Here is a 20,233-nt window from a genome sequence, read left to right as displayed (position 1 = left end):
GGGATGTCCCTGAGCGCGCCGGGCGGGCCGTAAACTGGCGCTCGTGACTTCGCCATTACAACGATTCCATCCGTTCATCCCCGCCGGTGGTGTGGGTTCGCGGTTGTGGCCGCTCTCGCGAGCGGACGCTCCCAAGTTCCTGCTGGACCTCACCGGATCCGGCTCCTCTTTATTGCGCGCAACCTACGACCGACTCGCGGGACTGTCCGCGGGACCGGTGATGGTCGTGACCGGGCGAAGCCACGCCGGGGCAGTCCAGGAGCAACTGCCAGAGTTGACCGGTGATGACCTGGTGCTCGAGCCATCTCCCAAGGATTCCGCCGCGGCCATCGGTCTCGCGTGCACGCTGATCGCCCGCCGCGACCCGGACGCCATCATCGGTTCGTTCGCGGCCGACCACGTGGTTGAGCCGGCCGAGACGTTCCAAGCGGTCGTTAAAGAGGCGGTGGAAGCAGCAGCCACCGGTCGCATTGTGACGATTGGCATCACGCCGTCCTCTCCGGCCACCGGCTTCGGATACATCAAGGCGGGGGAGTCGCTGGGCCTCGAGCAGGCACCGCATGCACTCACCGTGGAACATTTCGTGGAGAAGCCGGACAAGGACACGGCGCGTGAGTACGTGGCCAGCGGCAACTACACGTGGAACGCGGGGATGTTCGTGGCGCCGGTGGGGCTCATGCTGCAGTACCTGCGACAGAGCGAACCGGAGCTCGCGGACGGGCTGAACGTCATTGCGGATGCGTGGGACACCGACCGCCGCGATGCGGTGCTGGACGAAGTGTGGCCCACCCTGACCAAGACGGCCATCGACTACGCCGTGGCTGAACCCGCAGCGGCCGCCGGCGACGTCGCCATGGTGCCCGGCGATTTCACGTGGGAAGACGTGGGAGACTTCGCCGCGATCAACCGCTTGAACCAGGTGGACCCCAGCGGGGACTCGGACGTTGCGATCCTGGGCAAGAACAATCGTGTGCTCTCTGATGAGTCCTCGGGCATCGTGGTCTCGGACACCGGCCGACTGATCGCCCTGATCGGTGTGCAGGACATCGTGGTGGTGGACACCCCGGACGCACTTCTGGTCACCACGGCCGAACACGCCCAGCGCGTCAAGGACGCCGTGAACTCCCTGAAGAAGAACGGCGACACGGACGTCCTGTAGTCCATGACACAGTCGACGGCGCTGCTCAGCCCAGATCGGGTCTCACGGCGGTACGCTGAAACCCATGTTGGATCTTCCGCTGCCGTCCGCCGATGACATCGGCCTCCCCCCGGCCATCGGGCCATTGCTGTCCCATTACCTTCCCGGGCTGATTGCGTTCCGGCGCGACATCCACAAGCATCCGGAGCTCTCGTACGAGGAGTACCGGACCACCGATCGCATTGTCACCGCGCTCGAGGCGGTCGGGTTGAACCCCGTGCGCTTCTCCGCAACCGGTTGTTACGTGGACGTGGGGCGCGGTCCCGTCATGGTCGGCCTGCGCGCGGACATCGACGCACTCCCCATCCAGGAGAACACCGGCCTCCCGTACGCCTCCGTGAATGACGGCGTGATGCACGCGTGCGGTCACGATGTCCACACGACCATCATGGTGGGCGTGGCCCAGGTGCTCTCTGACCTGCACCGATCCTCACCGTTCGCCGGAACCGTGCGCGTGGTGTTCCAACCCGCTGAGGAAAAGCTTCCCGGCGGTGCGTTGACCATCATCGATCAGAACGTGCTGGAAGGGGTGCCGCGCATGTTCGCGCTGCACTGCGAGCCCAAGGTGGACGTCGGCCACGTGGGAACGCGCATCGGGGCCATCACCTCTGCCTCGGACACCGTGCGGATCGAACTGTCCGGCCGCGGTGGCCACACGTCACGTCCGCACCTGACCGAAGACCTCGTCTACGCGATGAGTCAGATCGCCGTGAATGTGCCGGCCGTGCTCTCGCGCCGGATCGACGTGCGCTCCGGCGTGGCCGTGGTGTGGGGTCAGTTCCATGCCGGCGTGGCGCCGAATGCCATTCCCGTCTCCGGTTTCATGGCCGGGACCATGCGCTGCCTCGACGCAGAGGCCTGGCACCAAGCGGGCGGCTTGCTGGATGAGGTGGTCGAGCAGGTGGCCGCCCCGTACGGAGTCACGGTGGAGCTCGAGCACATCCGCGGTGTACCTCCGGTGGTCAACGGTGAAACTGAAACCACGCTGTTGGAGATCGCAGCGCGCGCGGAACTCGGTGAGGACAGCGTGATGCTCGTGGAACAGTCCATGGGCGGTGAAGACTTCGCCTGGTTCCTGCAGCACGTCCCCGGGGCCATGATGCGTCTGGGAACCCGTGCTCCCGGCGGTCCCACCTACGACCTGCATCAATCCGACTACGCTCCGCAGGAAGAAGCCATCAGCTGCGGAGTTCAAGTGATGGCCTCCACTGCGCTGCGAGCCATTCGCCTGCGCGTGCGAGAACTCCACGACACAACGGACTCGGCACTCGTCGAGTAATCCCGTGGCTACACTGAGACTCTCTAAAGTTTCTGGGGAGTAACTAAGTAGCCTCCCCACCCAGAGAGTCTCTTCTCTCGTATCACCGGAGGACAACGATGACCCCTCGTTACTCGCGCGCGTTGAGCGCCATTGCACTGACCGGCGCGGCCGGCCTGGTTCTCGCCGGTTGCGGCCAGGCACCCGAAGAATCCAACGGCGGCAACTCGCAAGCCAAGGATTTCAAGGGCTGCATCGTCTCCGACGACGGTGGCTTCCAGGACCGCTCGTTCAACCAGGCATCCTTCGAGGGCTTGCAGGCCGTCAAGGACAAGCTGGAAATCGACATGAACCAGGCCGAGTCCCAGTCCGAGACCGAATTCGAGCCGAACCTGACTTCCATGGCCCAGGAGGGCTGCGACCTGACCGTGTCCGTGGGCTTCTTGCTCGCTGACACCACCAAGAAGGTTGCGGAGGCGAACCCGGACAAGAACTTCGCGATCGTCGACGACCAGTCCATCGAGGCCGACAACGTCAAGCCCATCGTGTACAACACGGCTGAGGCCGCGTTCCTCGCCGGTTACCTGGCCGCGGGTGCTTCCGAGACCGGAAAGGTCGCGACCTACGGCGGCATGGACATTCCCACCGTCACCGTGTTCATGGACGGCTTTGCTGACGGCGTGAACTACTACAACGAGCAGAAGGACGAGAACGTGGAGGTGCTGGGGTGGAACAAGGAGTCCCAGAACGGCACGTTCCTGACGTCGTTCCAGGATTCATCGCGCGCCAAGACCATCACCCAGAACCTCATCGGTGACGGCGCAGATGTGGTTCTGCCCGTGGCCGGCCAGGCAGCCCAGGGCACATTGGACGCCGTGAGCGAGGCGAACAACGGTGGCGACAACGTGCGTCTGATCTGGCCCGATACCGACGGCTACGAGACCCTGGACACCGGCAAGGAATACGTCCTGACCTCCGTGCTCAAGGAAATGTCCACCTCGGTGGAGGACGTGGTGACCCAGGCGGTCGACGGTAACTTCGACAACAGCCTGTACGTGGGCACGCTGGCGAATGAAGGTGTGGGCCTTGCCCCGTACCACGATCAGCATGACTCCGTGAGCGAAGAACTCGACAAGGAAGTTCAGCAGCTGAAGCAGGACATCATTGACGGCAAGGTCAAGGTCGAATCCGAGAACGCGCCCCAGGCGTAAGTAGTCACCGCCCCCGGGCAGGAGTGAATCTGTGAAGTTAGAGCTACGTGACATCACCAAGAAATTCGGCGGTTTCACGGCCAACCAGAACGTGAATCTGACGGTTGAGCCGCATCAGATCCACTGCCTGCTCGGGGAGAACGGCGCGGGCAAGTCCACCCTCATGAACGTGCTGTACGGGTTGTACGAACCCACCTCGGGCAGCATCGAGATCGACGGTGAGCCCGTGACGTTCTCCGGGCCCGGTGAGGCCATGGCCGCCGGGATCGGCATGGTGCACCAGCACTTCATGTTGGTCCCGGTGTTCACCGTGGCCGAGAACGTGGCACTCGGTAACGAGGCCACCAAGGGCGTCGGCTTGGACCTGAACACCACCCGAAACAGGATCCGCGAGATTTCCGATCGGTACGGGTTCCAGGTGGACCCGGACGCGATCGTCGAGGATCTTCCCGTGGGAGTTCAGCAGCGCGTGGAAATCATCAAGGCCCTGGTACGCGAGGCGGAAGTGCTCATTCTCGATGAGCCCACCGCGGTGCTCACGCCCAAGGAAACCGATGAACTTCTTAACATCATGCGGCAGCTGCGCGACAACGGCACGTCCATCGTGTTCATTTCCCACAAGTTGCGCGAGGTCAAGGCCGTCTCGGATGTGATCACCGTGATCCGCCGTGGCAAGGTCGAGGGTCAGGTCGGCCCGGATACATCCACCGATGAACTCGCCGCACTCATGGTGGGTCGTGACGTCTCACTGACCGTGGACAAGGAACCCTCGAACGCGATCGGCTCCGCTCTCGAGGTCACCGACCTCACGGTGGTGGGGGAGAACGGCGTGGTGTTGGTCGACAACGTCTCCTTCGCCGTAGCACCGGGAGAGATCCTGGCTGTCGCGGGTGTGCAGGGCAACGGTCAGACGGAATTGACCGAGGCCCTCGTGGGGCTGGCCGACCATGTGTCCGGTTCCATCAAGCTCGAGGGACAGGAACTGGCCGGGCGGGGCGTACGCGAGGTGCTGTCGGCCGGCGTCGGGTTCGTTCCCGAGGACCGCTCGACCGAGGGTCTCGTGGCCCCGTTCTCGGTGTCCGAGAACCTCGTCCTGGACCGCTACAAAGACCGTGAATTCGCGTCGGGCCCGTCCCTGAAACTCGGCGCGATGCGTGAGAACGCGCAGCAGGCCGTGGACAGCTACGACATCCGCACCGGATCCGTGGACGCCCCGGTGTCCACGCTGTCCGGCGGTAACCAACAGAAAGTCGTCATCGCCCGGGAGCTGTCGCGCCCCCTCAAGCTGTTCGTCGCCTCCCAGCCCACGCGCGGCGTGGACGTGGGTTCCATTGAATTCATTCACAAACGCATCGTGGCCGAACGCGACAAGGGCGTCCCCGTGATCATCGTGTCCACAGAACTGGACGAGGTGTACGCGCTCGCGGACCGGATCGCCGTGTTCTTCCACGGCAGGCTCATGGGTATCGTGCCCGCGGACACTCCGAGGGAAACCTTGGGCCGCATGATGGCCGGTGAGACGGCAGACGAGGTTCTGCCGCCCGCACCCTGGGACGACAGCCATGACCAGCAACAACACGAGGGGACGCACACGGCATGAGCGCCACGACCACCTCTCCGGAATCGAACCAGGTCTCAGCACCTTCTCCGGTCGAACTGAATCCGGATGACTTCCGCCGTTCCCTGCTGGGCTCCACGCTGCAGTCGGTACTGGCAGTTCTGGCCGCACTTCTTCTGGGAGGCCTGCTGATCGCAGCTACCGATGAAACGGTGCGCGAATCCGCCGGGTACTTCTTCGCTCGTCCGGGGGATACCCTGACCGCCATGTGGGACGCCGCCTCCAGCGCGTACGTCGCCATGTTCCACGGCGCGGTGTACAACCCCGATGGCAGCGGCCTGACCGGCAAGTTGTATCCGCTGACCGAGACGCTGACCGTGGCGACCCCGCTGATCCTCGCGGGTCTGGGTGTCGCATTGGCCTTCCGCACCGGCCTGTTCAACATCGGTGCGCAGGGTCAGATCCTGATCGGCGCCACTCTGGCCGGTTACGTGGGCTTCGCGTGGCAGTTGCCCGTGGGCCTGCACCTACTGGTGGTCATCGTGGCCGGTGCGCTGGGAGGTGCTATTTGGGGCGGCGTCGTCGGCCTGATCAAGGCACGAACCGGCGCGCACGAGGTCATCCTGACCATCATGCTCAACTACATCGCGATCAACCTGGTGTCCTGGTTGCTGACCCTGTCGACCTTCCAGCGCGAGGGTTCGTCCAACCCCATCAGCCCGCCCATTGCCGAGACGGCGATGTTCCCGAAACTTCTCGGGGACAGCTTCCGGTTGCACTGGGGCTTTGTGGTGGCGGTCGTGGCGACCGTGGCCGTCGCGTGGCTGCTGAACCGCTCGACCATCGGTTTCGAACTGCGCGCCGTGGGCGCCAATCCGCGCGCCGCACGCACCGCGGGCATCTCCGTGACCAAGGGGTTCGTGGTGGTCATGCTAATTGCTGGAATGCTGGCGGGCTTGGCCGGTACCGCGCAGATCGCCGGAACCGAACACTCGCTCACAGTGGGTATCGCGGCGTCCTTCGGTTTCGACGCGATCACCGTGGCCCTGCTGGGTCGATCCAAGCCGTGGGGCACGTTCTTCGCGGGCATTCTCTACGGAGCCTTCCGCGCCGGTGGCGTGACCATGCAGACGGCCACCGGCACCAACATTGACATCGTTCTGGTCGTGCAGTCCCTGATCGTGCTGTTCGTAGCACTCCCCCCGCTGCTGAAACTCAAGTCCCGTCGCAAGGAGGTGGCAGCGTGAGCACCACGACCCCGGCCCCCGAGTCCTCGAACGCGCCCCAGGAGGAACTGTCCACCGCCGCCGCGAACCGGACGGTGGGTGTTCGCACCTTCCGGCCGGCCATCGGGTTGGCGATCCTGGCGCTGGTGGCCCTGATCCTCTTTGCCCTCAACGCCGCCGACGGGTCCGTGGAGTTCCGACTCTCCGACTCCGGGGACGCCATCCAGCTGCCCAATCTGTCCGTACCGGTCACGGCCTACGGCTGGGTGGTCACCGTTGCGCTCGCCGCGCTCGCAGTGTTCGCCGCGGTCCGGGCGCGCAGCTTGCCGCGCTGGGCGTTGATCCTGGCCGGCTTCTTCTTCGTCACGGGTTTCCTGGTGTGGATCGTGGGTACCGCGCAGACCCCGAGCATCTCGGTGACCGCATTGCTCGCCGGTTCGGTGGCCCTGGCCACACCGCTGATTTTCGGTTCCCTGGGCGGCCTGTTGTGCGAGCGCTCCGGCGTGGTGAACATCGCGATCGAGGCGCAGCTGCTGTTCGGCGCGTTCTCCGCCGCAGTGGCCGCAACGGTGGCCAACAACGTGTGGGTGGGTCTGCTGGCTGCCGTGATCGGCTCCATGCTGGTGTCCTTGGTGTTGGCGATCTTCTCGATCAAGTACCGCGTGAACCAGGTCATCGTGGGCGTGGTGCTCAACGTTCTGGTCTCGGGTCTCACGGGCTTCATCTTTGCCACCGTGTTGCAACCCAACGCGGCGGACTTCAACTCCCCGGCACGTCTCCCGCACATCACCATCCCCGTGCTGTCCGAAATTCCCGTGATCGGCCCGGTCTTCTTCGACCAGTCGATCATCGGCTACATCATGTACGTGACCGTGGCGATCGTCTGGTACGCGCTGTACCGCACCCGCTGGGGTCTGCGCACCCGCGCCGTGGGTGAGCACCCCAAGGCCGCCGACACCCTGGGCGTGTCCGTCAATGCACTGCGCGTGCGCAACGTGCTCATGGGTGGTGCCGTGGCCGGCTTGGGCGGTGCGTTCTACACGCTCGTGTCGGTCTCGGCATTCACCCGCGACATGACCTCGGGCGCGGGCTATATCGCACTGGCTGCCCTGATCTTCGGCCGTTGGAACCCCGTGGGTGCGCTGCTCGCGTCGCTGCTGTTCGGCTTCGCGTCCAACTTGGAATCGATCCTGTCGTTCCTGGGTACGTCCGTTCCCAGCCAGTTCCTGGCCATGCTGCCCTACATCGTGACCATCCTGGCCGTCGCCGGCCTGGTGGGGGCCTCCCGCGGTCCCGCCGCGTCCGGCGAACCTTACGTGAAGGAGTAACCATGATTGACGACGCCGCCTGGCGCAGCCTGCAACAAGCCGCCACCGATGCGCTCCAACACTCGTACTCGCCCTACTCGAACTTTCCGGTGGGTGCCGCGGCTCTCGTGGACGACGGCCGGGTGGTTACCGGCGCGAACATCGAGAACGCCTCGTACGGCGTCACGCTGTGTGCCGAGTGCTCGCTGGTCTCCGCCCTGTACATGTCCGGTGGCGGAAAGCTCGCGGCGTTCGTGTGCGTGGATGCTCAGGGTGACGTTCTCATGCCGTGCGGTCGATGCCGTCAGCTGCTCTACGAACACCGCGCACCCGGAATGGAGCTGCTGACCGTGAGCGGTGTCCGCAGCATGGACCAGGTCCTCCCGGACGCGTTCGGGCCGCAGCACCTGGAGTAAGGTTTCCAACTTCTCATGACGAACGACCCCCGGATCATCACTGATGATCCGGGGGTCGTTCGTTGTTCAAAGGACACTCTTGTTTTTGGTGTCGTTCAGGCCGTTTGTGGGCCGGCTGTACTGGATGTTGTTCGGGCGGTCCGGCGGGGCCGGTTTCCCGGGGCAATCGGACAGCGGGAGGTCTTCGCTTAGCCGCCGTTCGGCGGCATGAGGCGGTCGTGCAGGGGAGCGGCGTAGATCCGGGACGGATCCAATTTCTCCAGAATGCGCACCGCGGAGTCCCATTCCTGGTCCGCTGGCTGCCCCTGGCTGTACGAGCGGGGCACCTGGTTCTGCAGGATGTCCTGGTTCTGCCACGCGCCGTCTGCCGAGTAGCCCCAGCCCTTGGACCATTCCATCCGCACACCGGCGTAGGAAGCGTAGTTGTTGATGACCCACTGTTCGCACTCCTGGAAGAACTGCAGGGAGTACGGGGTGCCCGGGAAGGTGAGGATGTCCAGCCACACCACGGTGTCCCATTCCGGGTGATCAGCGAATTGCCGGGAGGGGGAGAGCGTGGGCGTGATGGCCCCCGGGATCTCCACGTCAGCGGGATTGTCCACGCCCGTGACGCGAATTTCCAGCGGGCCGTTGACGGGGTAGCGCCAGCGCTTGGCGTATTCGTTCAGGCTGGCCTTGTAGTAGTTGTGGAACTCGTACAGCACCCGCTGAACATCCGCCCGGCGGCAGTGGATCGCGTACCCGTTGGCGGTCACCTTGGGGGTGTTGGGCCGAACGTACAACTGCAGGTTCTTGGGCGCGCCCCACAGGTCGGAAACGAATGACGTGGTGAGTGAGGTCGCCGTGATCTTCTGCTGAGCAGGCCCCAGTTGAGTGGCGATTGCCGGAGTGCCGGTCTGAATCTTCTTGAAGAGATCCGAGATCTGCTGCGGGATGTTGTCCGAGAATACGTAGTTGTGAGGGAATGAAGTCCCTCGGGACAGCAGCGGCTTGTAGCGACTGAACTCCCAGGTCTTCACCCACGGGAACGAGGTGAACGGGAACAGGATGACTTCCACCCGGCCGCACGAGCGAAGGTACGAGTCCACCGACCGTCCCCACGATCCCGGCTTGGCGAACAATTCCCAGGTGGGAATGGTGATGTAACTGCGGCAACGCATGTTGCTCAGTTTGGCCACGCGCAACTGAACCGAGGTCACGATGGTGCGTCCCAGGTTGGTCAGCAAAGGGCCGATGTCCGGGTCGGTGCGTTCGAACCGTTTCACCGCGTAGTCACCGCTGGTTTCGTCCCAGACGACCGCGTCCATGGACACCACCAGATTGGACAAAGATCCGAAGGTTGCTCCGGCGGGGCGTGTTTCGCCTGAAGCGGGCACCGCGGTTCCGTGCCCCGCGATGGCCAACGCGCCGCCGATGGTGACGTCACCGGGAGCGGGGTGGTGCATGATGCTCAAACCGCGGTTGTTGGCGGCGTTGAGGACCGCCTCGAGCGAGGCTCCGCCCTGAGCGGTCACGGTCATCGCGGTGGGATCGACCGTGATCGCAGTCAGATGCTTGACGGTGTCGACCATGAGGACACGGGACTCCTGCGTACTACCCGACTCGACACTCAACGGAGACCAGTTGTGCTGGTATCCGCGGGCCCGCAACCTCCAGTCATTGGAGGAGGCCCATCGTGCCAGTTCAGCGACCTGGTCTGCAGATGTGGGTGCAACGGTCCACAAGGGTGAGGTGCGAGTTTCTCCGGACCAATTGACGAACACCTCGAGCCAGGGCGTCATCCCCGCGGGCAGAACCGGAGCAGGGCTGCCGGGGACGCGCACGGCGGCTTCCGCGGGGCTCAGCATGGCCGACAGGGTCCACCCGCTGCCAGCGATCGCGGCGGCCGCGAGGGCGGTGCGTCGGTTGATGCCCTCGTGCTCCACGATGGTGCCCTCGGATGTGGATGCGCGGTGACGCGGAGTCCCCAGCGGCGCACGGTCCCCGGTGGTTGCCATGGTTGATCGAGGAGTGAAGAAACGCCATAGCGACCGTGCAGATCGCGAAATTCCTTGTGACGTGGACAGTCTGTGTGCGGGCATGGTGAACTCCTACGCGCGCAAAGACCACATGAGAGCCCCCGAGCGCGAGCAAATTGGGCACCGGCGAACACGCGTCGCGTCGATCCAGCCCGATCAACGCTGTGCGACGGCAGCCCGCCATCGCCCCGCGACCCCTTGTTCCCCAGTGCTACTCAATGACCGGTTATCCGGTATGTCTCTTATTTTGCCAAGGCGGGTCAGTAGGCTATCGGTCAGACAGGTGGGAACTTTAGGGGACGAACGCTAATACCTGTGGGCGGGTTGGCCCACAGGATGTGCACCGGGGAAATGACTTCTCATGAACACCCGGGAGCTGAATTCCCACCGGGCGCTCGGCACGCGGCCCTATACTTTGGCAGAAGAGTAAGCGACGGTCCGGAAGGAAATTACACGTGGGTTTGAGAGACTTGTTCCGCAGTAAAAGCAGCACCCCCAGCACCCCGCAGCCATCACCCGGGGCCCCCGCTAATGATCCGCGCGCCAAGGATAGTGATCTCCGCGCGCAGGGCACCCAGAATGCAGACGAGCCGGGTCGCGGAGCTGTCGAAGCCAACGCCGCGCAGCAGGACCAGGTGAACGACCGCAACGTGGGCGAGGGTTCGAACGCTCTCGCCGTCGATCATGAAGTGCACGGCAACGACGCCGCTCGGGGCGCGAACACCCCGCAGGGCACCGAGGCGCACGGAACCGACACGCAGCAGTTGCCGGAGTCCGGGCCGCTGCGCAATCTGGTCGACATCCTGCTGTCCCGTGGCGCGGATCGCGCTCGCCTGACCTTGGTGCAGTCCGGCAACGTGATGACTCACCAGACCCGCCAGGCTCACGGCGAGGCCCAGGACGAGGTGGAGAACGGCACCGTGGATCAGGGATCCCCCCTGTTCGACGATGTTGCGGACCTGTACACCCAGGCCATGAACACCCCCGTTGGCCCGTGGCGTCAGTTGGACCTGACCGTGACTCCGGAGCAGAACGGCCAGCGTATGGTCACCGTTGATTACGCATTCCCGAGCGGCCAGTCCCGCAAGGAGAGCTACGTGCAGGGCCGCGCGCTGTCCGGCCACGGCACCGACCGCGCAGACGACGTGCGCACCGGTGACGCGCGCACCACCGACGTACGCGCCGATGAGGGACGCACGCATGGCGATTCGACGTCGTCGGCGGGCGCTGGCCTTGCCGGCGCGGGTTTGGGTGCGGCTGCCGGAGCCGGTGTGGCTTCGGGCTTGAACCGCGATGACAACGACCGGCGGACCGCGGACTCCGATCGCGCAGACGATGTGCGCACCGGAACCGACGCTCGCGATACCGACAACGTTGGCAGCACCGAGGTCTCAGACGAGCGTTACACGGAGGCCTCCGTCTCGGATCGCGACGGAATCCAGGACCGTTCCGAAACGGATATCGAGTCCGTGCGCGTGGTCGATGGCACCGATGCTTCTCCGGTGGCGAACGGCCAGATCGTGACCAAGGGCGATCCCGATCCCATCGTGATTACAGCGGACGACCAGTCAGATCGCGACCAGTCCCACCCCGAGGATTCCTTCCGGGCAGCCGCCGCGCAGAACGGTGAGCGCAACGACACCCTGCTGGCCGAGGATTCCCAGCGGGCTGATTCGGACGCCGCCTACGGCGAGTCGGCCGATCGCGATGCCCAGGATTCGGTGCTCGACGGCCGCGAAGCCGAGACCCACGCGGATGATCAGCGCGATTCGCTGCGCGATGATCGTGATGACCGTAATGACCGCGGCGACCTGCCCGAGCACGTGGATGAGTCCGAGTTCGGTGGCTTCAGCGAGCCCGAGTCCCCGGTTGCTCCGACCGGTGCGGGCGCCGCGGCACTGGCTGCGGACGCCGATCCCTCGGACGCTCCGCAGATGGCGCAGAGCACGGACGTGGCGCCGTCCTACACCGCACCCAGCGAGCAGCCCAGCGGTGATTCGCCGGCTACCGGCAACCTGGTGTTGACCCTGTCGGATGTGCAGTCGCGCTTGAACGAGGCGCAGCGCCACCTGTTCGGCGAGGGTGGTACGGCTCGCGACGTCTCGACCGTGCTCATTCGTGTTCGTGCCCTGGGCACCTACTACGACGCCCTGACCCACGTTCGGTTGAACGGTTTCTGGGATCAGCGCGGCACCTTTGATCTGGTTCCCGAGAACCTCCTGAAGGTTCAGGAGCTCAAGGACGATTCCTATGTGGAGGGCTCCGGCGCTCCGCTGGCCATGATGTTCCGCTTCCGCCCGGGCGTTCCCCCGGAGGTCTCCTTCGACTACTCGGACGAGGAAGCCTTTGTGCGCTACGAGCAGCGCCTGCCAGGTCAGAACTACCTGGAGGAGCTGCGCATGTTCCCGCGCACCGGCTCCAACATTCCCCAGCACATGAACGACGCTCTGCAGGATTGGAACTACTGATTCATGAGGCAGTCAACCTCCACCGAGGGCTCCGTCCGCGCTATGGACGGGGCCCTCGGGCCTATCCCAGCAGTGTGTCTCCACGACCACTTGGACGGCGCCCTGCGTCCGGCCACCATCGTGGAGCTCGCACGAGAGATCAACCATGAACTGCCGCAGACGGATCCCGTGGCTCTCGGCCGGTGGTTCGAGGACAGCGCGAATTCCGGCAGCCTGGAGCGCTACCTGACCACGTTCGAGCACACCACTGCGGTCATGCAGACGGCAGAGGCCCTGGCGCGCGTGGCCGAGGAGTACGTACTCGACTGCGCGGCCGACGGTCTCATCCACACCGAGGTCCGCTGGGCACCCGAGCAGCATCTGGTCGGTGGCCTCACGCTCGATCAGGCCGTGGACGCCGTCCAAGACGGTCTGGCGCGTGGCGTGGCCGAGGTCAAAGCCTCGGGCGGTCATATATCCGCCGTGCAGATCCTGTGCGCAATGCGCCACCTGGACAAGTCCGGTGAGATTGCGCAGTTGGTGGTCGATCGAGTGCGTGCGGCGGCCGGTACGACGTCGCCCGGTGACGTCCCCGGTGAACCCGCACCCGGATCGGTGGTCGCGTTCGACCTGGCCGGTCCCGAGAAGGGCTTTCCCGCCTCGGATCACCGGCAAGCACTGCACCTGCTGACCGAGAACTTGGTGCCCGTCACGCTGCACGCCGGTGAGGCGGACGGCGCGGAGTCCATCCGGGATGCGCTGGTTTCCGGGCGCGCCCTGCGCATCGGCCACGGTGTTCGCCTGCTCGAGGACGACCCGGAAGCCACCGGACCGCTGTCCCGGTGGGTGCGCGACCGCCACATTGCCCTCGAGGTGTGCCCGTGCTCCAACCTGCAGACCGGTGCGATCAGCCACTGGGGTGAGTCCATCAAGGATCACCCGATCACCCAGCTGCACCGGTCGGGGTTCACGGTCACGCTGTCCCCGGACAACCGGTTGATGAGTGCCACCTCCGTGTCCCACGAGATGTCCCTGTTGCTCTCGGAGGCCGGTTGGTCCAACCAGGATCTGGCGGACATCCAGCTCAACGCGGCGCGCGCGGCGTTCGTGCCCCGCGCCTACCAGGACTGGTTGGCCGAGCGGATCGAGGAGGCCTCCGCGTGAGTTCCCGAGACATCGCGCAAGCCGTCCCGACAGGAACGGGGGAGCGGTTCGAAGAACTCGTGAGCGTAATGAACCGTTTGCGGTCCCCGGGCGGTTGCGAGTGGGACGGCGCCCAGACCCACGAGTCCCTGCTGCGCTACCTGGTGGAGGAAGCGTACGAGGTGGTCGAAGCGGTCGAGTCCCCGAACACCTCGGCGAACGCTACGACGGACAGCACCGCGGCCGCCCGGGCAGAACTCGTCGAGGAACTCGGTGACATCCTGTTGCAGGTCGTCTTCCACGCGCGCATCGGCCAGGAACATTCCGGTGACGAGGCCTTCGACGTCACCGACATCATCGCATCCGTGACCGACAAGCTCGTGCGCAGGCACCCGTTGGTATTCGGCGACCAGGACGGGGCTGACTCGGCGGCTTCCACCGCGGACGGTCAGTCCGGCGACAGCAACGAGGAACTGTCCGCCCGCTGGGACGCCGTCAAACGCTCCGAGAAGCCACACCGCACCAACGTGTTCGACGGTATTCCGCCCGCACTCCCGGCGCTTGCGCTCGCGGAGAAGGCCTTGTCGAAGGCTCGCAGGCACGGCGTCGAAAATAAGCCGGAACCGTCGGAGACCAAGGACACCGCGGACCTGGAACGCGCCGAAGCCGAATTCGGTGATCGCCTGCTGGAACAGGTGCGAGCGGCGTCGGCGGAGGGACTGGACGCGGAACGCGCCCTGCGCGGGGCCGTGCGACGTTACATCCACACGAATAACCGGCCCATTTAGCCCGGAACCGACCGAGATCGGTAGGCTGAAGACAGGGCACCGCCCGATAGGTCAACGACCAGCAAGGAGATTATCCATGGCAATGATCATTGCTTTGCAAGCCCGTCAGATTCTGGACTCGCGTGGCAACCCCACGGTTGAGGTCGAGGCACTGCTCGAGGACGGCAGCTTTGGCCGCGCGGCAGTTCCCTCGGGAGCATCCACGGGTGAATTCGAAGCAGCCGAACGCCGTGACGGAGACAAGAAGGTCTACCTGGGCAAGGGCGTTCTGGACGCCGTCAACGCCGTGGACGAGGACCTGGAACAGGCCATCGTGGGCCTGGACGCCTCCGACCAGCGCGCTGTGGACCAGGCAATGCTCGACCTGGATGGCACCGACAACAAGTCCAAGCTCGGCGCCAACGCCATCCTGGGCGCATCCATGGCCGTGGCCCGCGCCGCCGCCAGCTCCGCGGACCTGCCGCTCTACAAGTACCTGGGCGGCCCCAACGCGCACGTGCTGCCGGTACCCATGATGAACATCCTCAACGGCGGCTCCCACGCTGACTCCAACGTGGACATCCAGGAGTTCATGATCGCTCCGATCGGCGCTCCCACTTTCGCAGAAGCCCTGCGCTGGGGCGTTGAGGTGTACCACTCGCTCAAGTCCGTGCTCAAGGAGCGCGGCCTGTCCACCGGCCTGGGTGACGAGGGCGGTTTCGCACCGAACCTCAAGTCCAACGCCGAGGCACTGGACCTGATCCTCGAGGCCATCAAGAAGGCCGGTTACAAGGCCGGTTCGGACATCGCTCTCGCGCTGGACGTGGCCTCCTCCGAGTTCTTCGAGAAGGGCAAGTACTCCTTCGAGGGCAAGAAGCGTTCCGCCAAGGACATGTCCGACTACTACGCGGACCTGGTCAAGAAGTACCCGCTGGTCTCCATCGAGGATCCGTTGGACGAGGACGACTGGGAAGGCTGGACCACCCTGACCCGCGCCATCGGCGACAAGGTGCAGCTGGTCGGTGACGACCTGTTCGTGACCAACCCGGAGCGTCTGGCTCGTGGCATCGAGGGCGGCGTGGCCAACGCGCTGCTCGTGAAGGTCAACCAGATCGGTTCCCTCACCGAGACCTTCGACGCCATGGAGCTCGCACAGCGCAACGGCTACCGCTGCATGGTCTCGCACCGCTCCGGTGAAACCGAGGACACCACCATCGCGGACATCTCCGTGGCGGTGAACGCCGGCCAGATCAAGACCGGTGCTCCGGCTCGCTCCGAGCGCGTGGCCAAGTACAACCAGTTGCTGCGCATCGAGGAAGAACTCGGCGACGCCGCTCGCTACGCCGGCGCTTCCGCGTTCCCGCGCTTCTCGGCCAAGTAAGACACACCGCCCACGCAGTTGGGTGAACGAACCGCCCGGTTCCCCTTGCGGGGGACCGGGCGGTGGCGTGTGGGGACGCGCACCAGGTTGCGTGCGGGAAACGACCACGTTCGGGTCGCTAGAATGATCCGCAGGATTGATGAGGGTGCGTCTCATGCCGAGACCACCGTGGAGCGCGGGAGGTGTGCATGGTTGGCCCCAGGCCCAGGATTCCTCGGTTCTCCGGGAAGAAGAAGGGCACGGACGGGAAGCCTTCGGCGTCCGAGGGCCGAGCCACCTCAAGCCCGCGAACCGGCACCCAAGGAGCAGGGCGCCCCGGTCACTCGGGCGGCGGATCGTCCACGGTCACCGCACCCACACCCGCGCACTCGTTCAACGGTCGACTCATTGCCTTGATCGTGGTGGCCACCCTGATTTTGTTCCTGGCCGCTCCCACCGCCAAGATCTTCTTCGACCAGCGGGCCCAGATCGCCGCTCTCGAAGAATCCATTGCGGCCAAGGAGCAGGAGCAGCAACAGCTCAAGCTGCAAGAGGAGCGCTGGGGTGACGACGCGTACGTGGAGCAGCAGGCCCGTGAGCGCATGTTCTACGTGATGCCCGGTGAACGGGCCTACCTGGTGCTCGGAGCGGAACAAACGGGACGTCAGGCCGCGGAGTCCTCCGCGGAACAGGTCGAAGCGGGTAAACCTGCCTGGGCTGATGGCCTGTGGCAGTCCGTGGTGGATTCGGCGTTCCCCCGCAGCGAGCCGGAAATCGCCCCTGTGGAGCCCGAGCAGTAACCTTTCTCTCCTGACGGATCGTGTTCCGATTGAATCCGTCTCCCTCGACGAACTGGCCCAGCAGCGCGCCGGAAAGTAGTACGCAAGTGACTGAAGCTCAGCCGACCCATGACCCCTCCGTGACCCAGCAGGATCTCACGGTGGTGGGACACCAGCTCGGCCGTCCGGCGCGTGACGTGGTGGAAATCGCCGCGCGTTGTGTGTGCGGTAACCCGCTGGTTGTTGCCACCGCACCCCGGTTGGCCAACGGCACTCCGTTCCCCACGGTGTTCTACCTGACGCACCCCGTCATCACCTCTGCGGTGTCCCGGCTCGAGGCCGAGGGCAGCATGTACGGCATGTCGGACCGGATCAAGGAGGACACCGAGCTGGCGGAGCAGTACCAGGCGGCCCACGAGCATTACCTGGGGGAGCGGCGTCGGATTGGCGAGAAGGCCGGAATCGGTGAGGTGTCCGAGATCGAAGGCATCTCCGCAGGCGGCATGCCCACCCGCGTGAAGTGCCTGCACGTCCTGGTGGGTCACAGCCTGGCCGCCGGCCCGGGCGTGAACCCGCTGGGCGACGAGACCCTGGGACTCATCGCGGACACCTGGACCACGGACCGTTGCGCATGCGACCCGGAGTGGCGCACCGCGGACTGATTGCGCCAACCGCACACGTCCTGCGTGCACCGCAGATGACGCAGACAACGACGCCCGCCTCACGGATCATCCGTGAGGCGGGCGTCGCACTGTCAGGACGGGCTGCCGCAGGGCCGCCGAAACCGGACCGCTAGCGCTGCACCGACGTGGGTGTGCCGCGTCCGCCGCGGTTCTGCACGGCCTTGATCAGCTCGACCAGCAAGAAGATCACCACGCCGTTGAGCAGCGCGAAGCCCCATTCCACCCAGCCCAGCGGCGCAGAACCGAACCACGCGTTCATGAACGGCGCGTAGGTGAAGACCAGCTGCACCGCCAGCAGGATGCCCGTGGAGATCCACGTGGCCTTGTTCCCGGTGATGGCGCGCGGGTGCAAGCTGGACAGGTGCAGGAAGCGCGAGTTGAACAGCACGAAGATCTGGCCAAGGACCAGCACGGAGACCGCCGTGGTGCTGGCCACGGCGTCCGAGGCGCCCGACTCGCTCATGACCCGGTAGGACAGCAGCGCGGCCGCGCCGATGAAGAATGCCACCCACACCACACGTAGCCACAAGGACACGGGCAGCAGATTGGCATCCCGGTCGCGGGGACGGCGTTGCATGATGCCCGGCTCGGCAGGCTCGTAGGCCAAGGTGATGGACAACGTGATCGCGGTGACCAGGTTGACCCACAAGATCTGCGTGGGCCGCAACGGCGGTTCTGCGCCCAGGAGTACGGAGGCCAGGACCACCAGGCCCATGCCGATGCTCGTGGGGAGCAGGAACACCACGGATTTGCGGATGTTGTCGTAGATCCGTCGGCCTTCGTGGACCGCACCTTCAATCGTGGCGAAGTTGTCGTCCGCGAGCACGATGTCCGCGGCTTCCTTGGTGGCCTCGGTGCCCTTGATGCCCATGGCGATACCCACGTTGGCACGGGTGAGGGCGGGGGCATCGTTGACGCCGTCGCCGGTCATGGCCACCACCTCGCGGCGGGCCTGCAGGGCGTCCACAATGCGGATCTTGTGCTCGGGGCTCGTGCGCGCAAAGACATCCACGTCCGTGACGCGCTCGACCAGTTCCTCCTTGGTCATGGCCTCGACCTCGGCGCCGGTCACCACCACGGGATCGTCGTTGGTGGACAGGCCCAGTTCGCGGCTGATGGCACGGGCGGTTTCCGCGTGGTCACCGGTGATCATCTTCACGTTGATCCCGGCCCCGTGACACGACGCCACGGCCGTGATGGCTTCTTCACGCGGCGGGTCGACCAGCCCCACGAGCCCAACGAATTCGAGCCCCTCGTCGAGGTCCTCGTGAGACAGGGTGGCGGTGCCCGCGGCCATGGTCTTGCGCGCGGCAGCCAGCACTCGCAGCCCCTGGGACGCCAGATCCGTGTTGGCGCGTTCCCACTCGTCCGGGTCGAAGTCCGTGGCGCCGTGCGCGTCCGGCAACTCGGTTGAGCAGCGCTGCAGGAGCCGGTCCGGGGCTCCCTTGACGAGGATCTCGCGCTCGCCGCCGGGAGCCTCGCTCAGCACCGCCATGTACTTGTTGGACGAATCGAAGGGGAGCGCGCCCACGCGACTGTATGGAGCGGCGTCGAACCCGGCCTTGCGTCCGAAGATCGCGAGCGCCGCCTCGGTCGGCTCGCCCACGATCTGGATGCGTTCGCCGGTCCCGCGCAGGGTGGCGTCATTGCAGAGGACGACGGCGCGCGCGAGCGTCCGCGCGTTGCGTGAGGCTTCGTCGGTTGCCTCGCCGGAGGCCACGACCGTGCCCTGATCCGTGTATCCCTCGCCGGTGATGGCGAAGCGACCACCGGGCACGGACGCGACGCGGGCGGTCATCTCGTTGCGGGTCAGCGTTCCGGTCTTGTCCGAGCAAATCGTGGTGACCGCGCCGAGAGTTTCCACGGCCGTCATCGTGCGGGTGATGGCCTTGTGACGCGCCATTTGTTGAACGCCCAGCGCCAGCGTGATGGTCACGAGCGCCGGTAGCCCCTCGGGCACCGTGGCCACGGCAAAGCTGATGAATGAGCTCAGCACGGTCTGCGTGGGCATCGAATAGATGAACCAGGCGACCAGCATCATTACGGCACTCACGACCAAGATGCCCAGCGCGAACTGCTTGCCCAGGCGGTCCATTTGTTCGGTCAGGGGAGTAGCCAGCTGGTCGATGTCGTCCACGAGGGACTGGATGCGTCCGATCTCCGTGTTCGAGCCGGTGGCGACCACCACACCCAGCGCGGTACCGCGGGTGACCACGGTGCCGGAGTGCGCGATGCTGGTGCGATCACCGATTCCGGCGTCCTCCGCCACGGCTTCCACGTGCTTGTCGCTGGGCTCGGATTCGCCCGTGAGCGCGGATTCGTCGATGGCCAGTCGATTGGCGTCCAGGAGGCGCAGATCGGCGGGGACCTTGTCGCCGGGACCCAGCCGAACGACGTCACCGGGCACCAGATCTTCGCCATCTACTTGCTGCCACTCGCCATCGCGCAGCACCGAAGCGTGCATCGAGAGCATGCCGCGGATCCCAGCGAGTGCCTTCTCCGCTTGCCCCTCCTGCACGAAACCGATCACCGCGTTGCCCACGGCCACCGCGATGATGACCCAGAAGTCGACCCATTCCCGGTAGAAAGCCGTGATGACCGCGGAAACCAACAGGATGTAGATGAGCACGTTCTTGAAGTGGGCCAAGAATCTCAGAATCGCCGGTTTCCGCTGGGCGGGTGGCAGCCTGTTGGGGCCCACCCGATCCCGGATCTCCGAGGCTTGCGCGTTGGTCAGCCCGGATTCCTGCGAACCCCACTCCCGCAGGGCTTCCGCCGGGCTGAGCGCGTGGAACGCGCGGGTGGATACGGTGTCGCCGATTTCTGAGGTCATCGTTGGTCTCGTTCGTGTTGTCGCGTATC

Annotated in this window: 15 protein-coding genes; 13 read left to right on the top strand and 2 right to left on the bottom strand. The window is 65.3% G+C overall.

What is annotated here, in order from left to right; all coding sequences use genetic code 11:
- Positions 1-43 precede the first annotated feature (43 nt).
- The 7 genes from RF638_RS09880 to RF638_RS09850 all read left to right on the top strand — a co-directional run bounded on the left by RF638_RS09880 (position 44) and on the right by RF638_RS09850 (position 8,174).
- Entirely contained in the window at positions 44-1,159 is a 1,116-nt protein-coding gene (locus RF638_RS09880; RefSeq protein WP_259915209.1) for a mannose-1-phosphate guanylyltransferase, read from the top strand.
- A 64-nt stretch (positions 1,160-1,223) separates the two neighbouring features.
- On the top strand, positions 1,224-2,477 hold the full coding sequence (locus RF638_RS09875) for an amidohydrolase (protein WP_129700409.1): 1,254 nt from the start codon (positions 1,224-1,226) through the stop codon (positions 2,475-2,477).
- Positions 2,478-2,575: 98 nt separating this feature from the next.
- On the top strand, positions 2,576-3,667 hold the full coding sequence (locus tag RF638_RS09870) for a BMP family protein (protein WP_095796879.1): 1,092 nt from the start codon (positions 2,576-2,578) through the stop codon (positions 3,665-3,667).
- A 31-nt stretch (positions 3,668-3,698) separates the two neighbouring features.
- Complete coding sequence (locus RF638_RS09865; RefSeq protein ID WP_095796878.1) at positions 3,699-5,267, top strand: ABC transporter ATP-binding protein; 1,569 nt, start codon at positions 3,699-3,701, stop codon at positions 5,265-5,267.
- Positions 5,264-6,472 carry an ABC transporter permease gene (locus tag RF638_RS09860; protein ID WP_095796877.1) on the top strand — a complete coding sequence of 403 codons (1,209 nt, stop codon included), beginning with the start codon at positions 5,264-5,266 and terminating at the stop codon, positions 6,470-6,472. Before RF638_RS09865 ends, RF638_RS09860 begins: the two co-directional genes overlap by 4 nt.
- The gene (locus RF638_RS09855; protein WP_173674274.1) at positions 6,469-7,779 is read left to right on the top strand and encodes an ABC transporter permease; all 1,311 of its coding nucleotides are present in this window, start codon (positions 6,469-6,471) and stop codon (positions 7,777-7,779) included. The genes RF638_RS09860 and RF638_RS09855 overlap by 4 nt, the downstream gene beginning before the upstream one ends.
- Positions 7,780-7,781: 2 nt before the next feature.
- Complete coding sequence (locus RF638_RS09850; RefSeq protein WP_095796876.1) at positions 7,782-8,174, top strand: cytidine deaminase; 393 nt, start codon at positions 7,782-7,784, stop codon at positions 8,172-8,174.
- A gap of 188 nt (positions 8,175-8,362) precedes the next feature.
- On the opposite strand, the gene RF638_RS09845 is transcribed toward RF638_RS09850, so the two are convergent.
- Entirely contained in the window at positions 8,363-10,171 is a 1,809-nt protein-coding gene (locus tag RF638_RS09845) for a cholesterol oxidase substrate-binding domain-containing protein (protein WP_368841931.1), read from the bottom strand.
- A gap of 476 nt (positions 10,172-10,647) precedes the next feature.
- On the opposite strand from RF638_RS09845, the gene RF638_RS09840 reads away from it, so the two are divergent.
- The 6 genes from RF638_RS09840 to RF638_RS09815 all read left to right on the top strand — a co-directional run bounded on the left by RF638_RS09840 (position 10,648) and on the right by RF638_RS09815 (position 17,350).
- Positions 10,648-12,660 (top strand): hypothetical protein, encoded by a 2,013-nt coding sequence (locus RF638_RS09840; RefSeq protein WP_368629149.1) that lies wholly within the window; start codon positions 10,648-10,650, stop codon positions 12,658-12,660.
- Between the two features lie 3 nt (positions 12,661-12,663).
- Entirely contained in the window at positions 12,664-13,803 is a 1,140-nt protein-coding gene (locus tag RF638_RS09835) for an adenosine deaminase (protein ID WP_368841930.1), read from the top strand.
- The gene (locus RF638_RS09830; protein ID WP_368841929.1) at positions 13,800-14,570 is read left to right on the top strand and encodes a MazG nucleotide pyrophosphohydrolase domain-containing protein; all 771 of its coding nucleotides are present in this window, start codon (positions 13,800-13,802) and stop codon (positions 14,568-14,570) included. The genes RF638_RS09835 and RF638_RS09830 overlap by 4 nt, the downstream gene beginning before the upstream one ends.
- Positions 14,571-14,646: 76 nt before the next feature.
- Positions 14,647-15,930, top strand: coding sequence for a phosphopyruvate hydratase (gene eno / locus RF638_RS09825; RefSeq protein ID WP_129700421.1), 1,284 nt, complete (start codon positions 14,647-14,649; stop codon positions 15,928-15,930).
- A gap of 188 nt (positions 15,931-16,118) precedes the next feature.
- A complete protein-coding gene (locus tag RF638_RS09820) occupies positions 16,119-16,709 on the top strand; it encodes a septum formation initiator family protein (RefSeq protein ID WP_129700423.1) in 591 nt (196 codons plus the stop codon).
- A gap of 86 nt (positions 16,710-16,795) precedes the next feature.
- Complete coding sequence (locus RF638_RS09815) at positions 16,796-17,350, top strand: DUF501 domain-containing protein (protein WP_129700425.1); 555 nt, start codon at positions 16,796-16,798, stop codon at positions 17,348-17,350.
- Positions 17,351-17,480: 130 nt separating this feature from the next.
- Here the strand turns inward: RF638_RS09815 and RF638_RS09810 are convergent, their stop codons facing one another.
- Positions 17,481-20,204 (bottom strand): cation-translocating P-type ATPase, encoded by a 2,724-nt coding sequence (locus RF638_RS09810; protein ID WP_368841927.1) that lies wholly within the window; start codon positions 20,202-20,204, stop codon positions 17,481-17,483.
- Positions 20,205-20,233: the final 29 nt, after the last annotated feature.

The sequence above is a fragment of the Kocuria sp. CPCC 205235 genome (genome assembly GCF_040980905.1).
In the GTDB taxonomy this organism is placed as follows: Bacteria; Actinomycetota; Actinomycetes; order Actinomycetales; family Micrococcaceae; genus Kocuria; species Kocuria carniphila.
The sequence above is the reverse complement of the archived record's forward strand: the minus strand, read 5'-3'. Positions and strand labels throughout refer to the sequence as shown.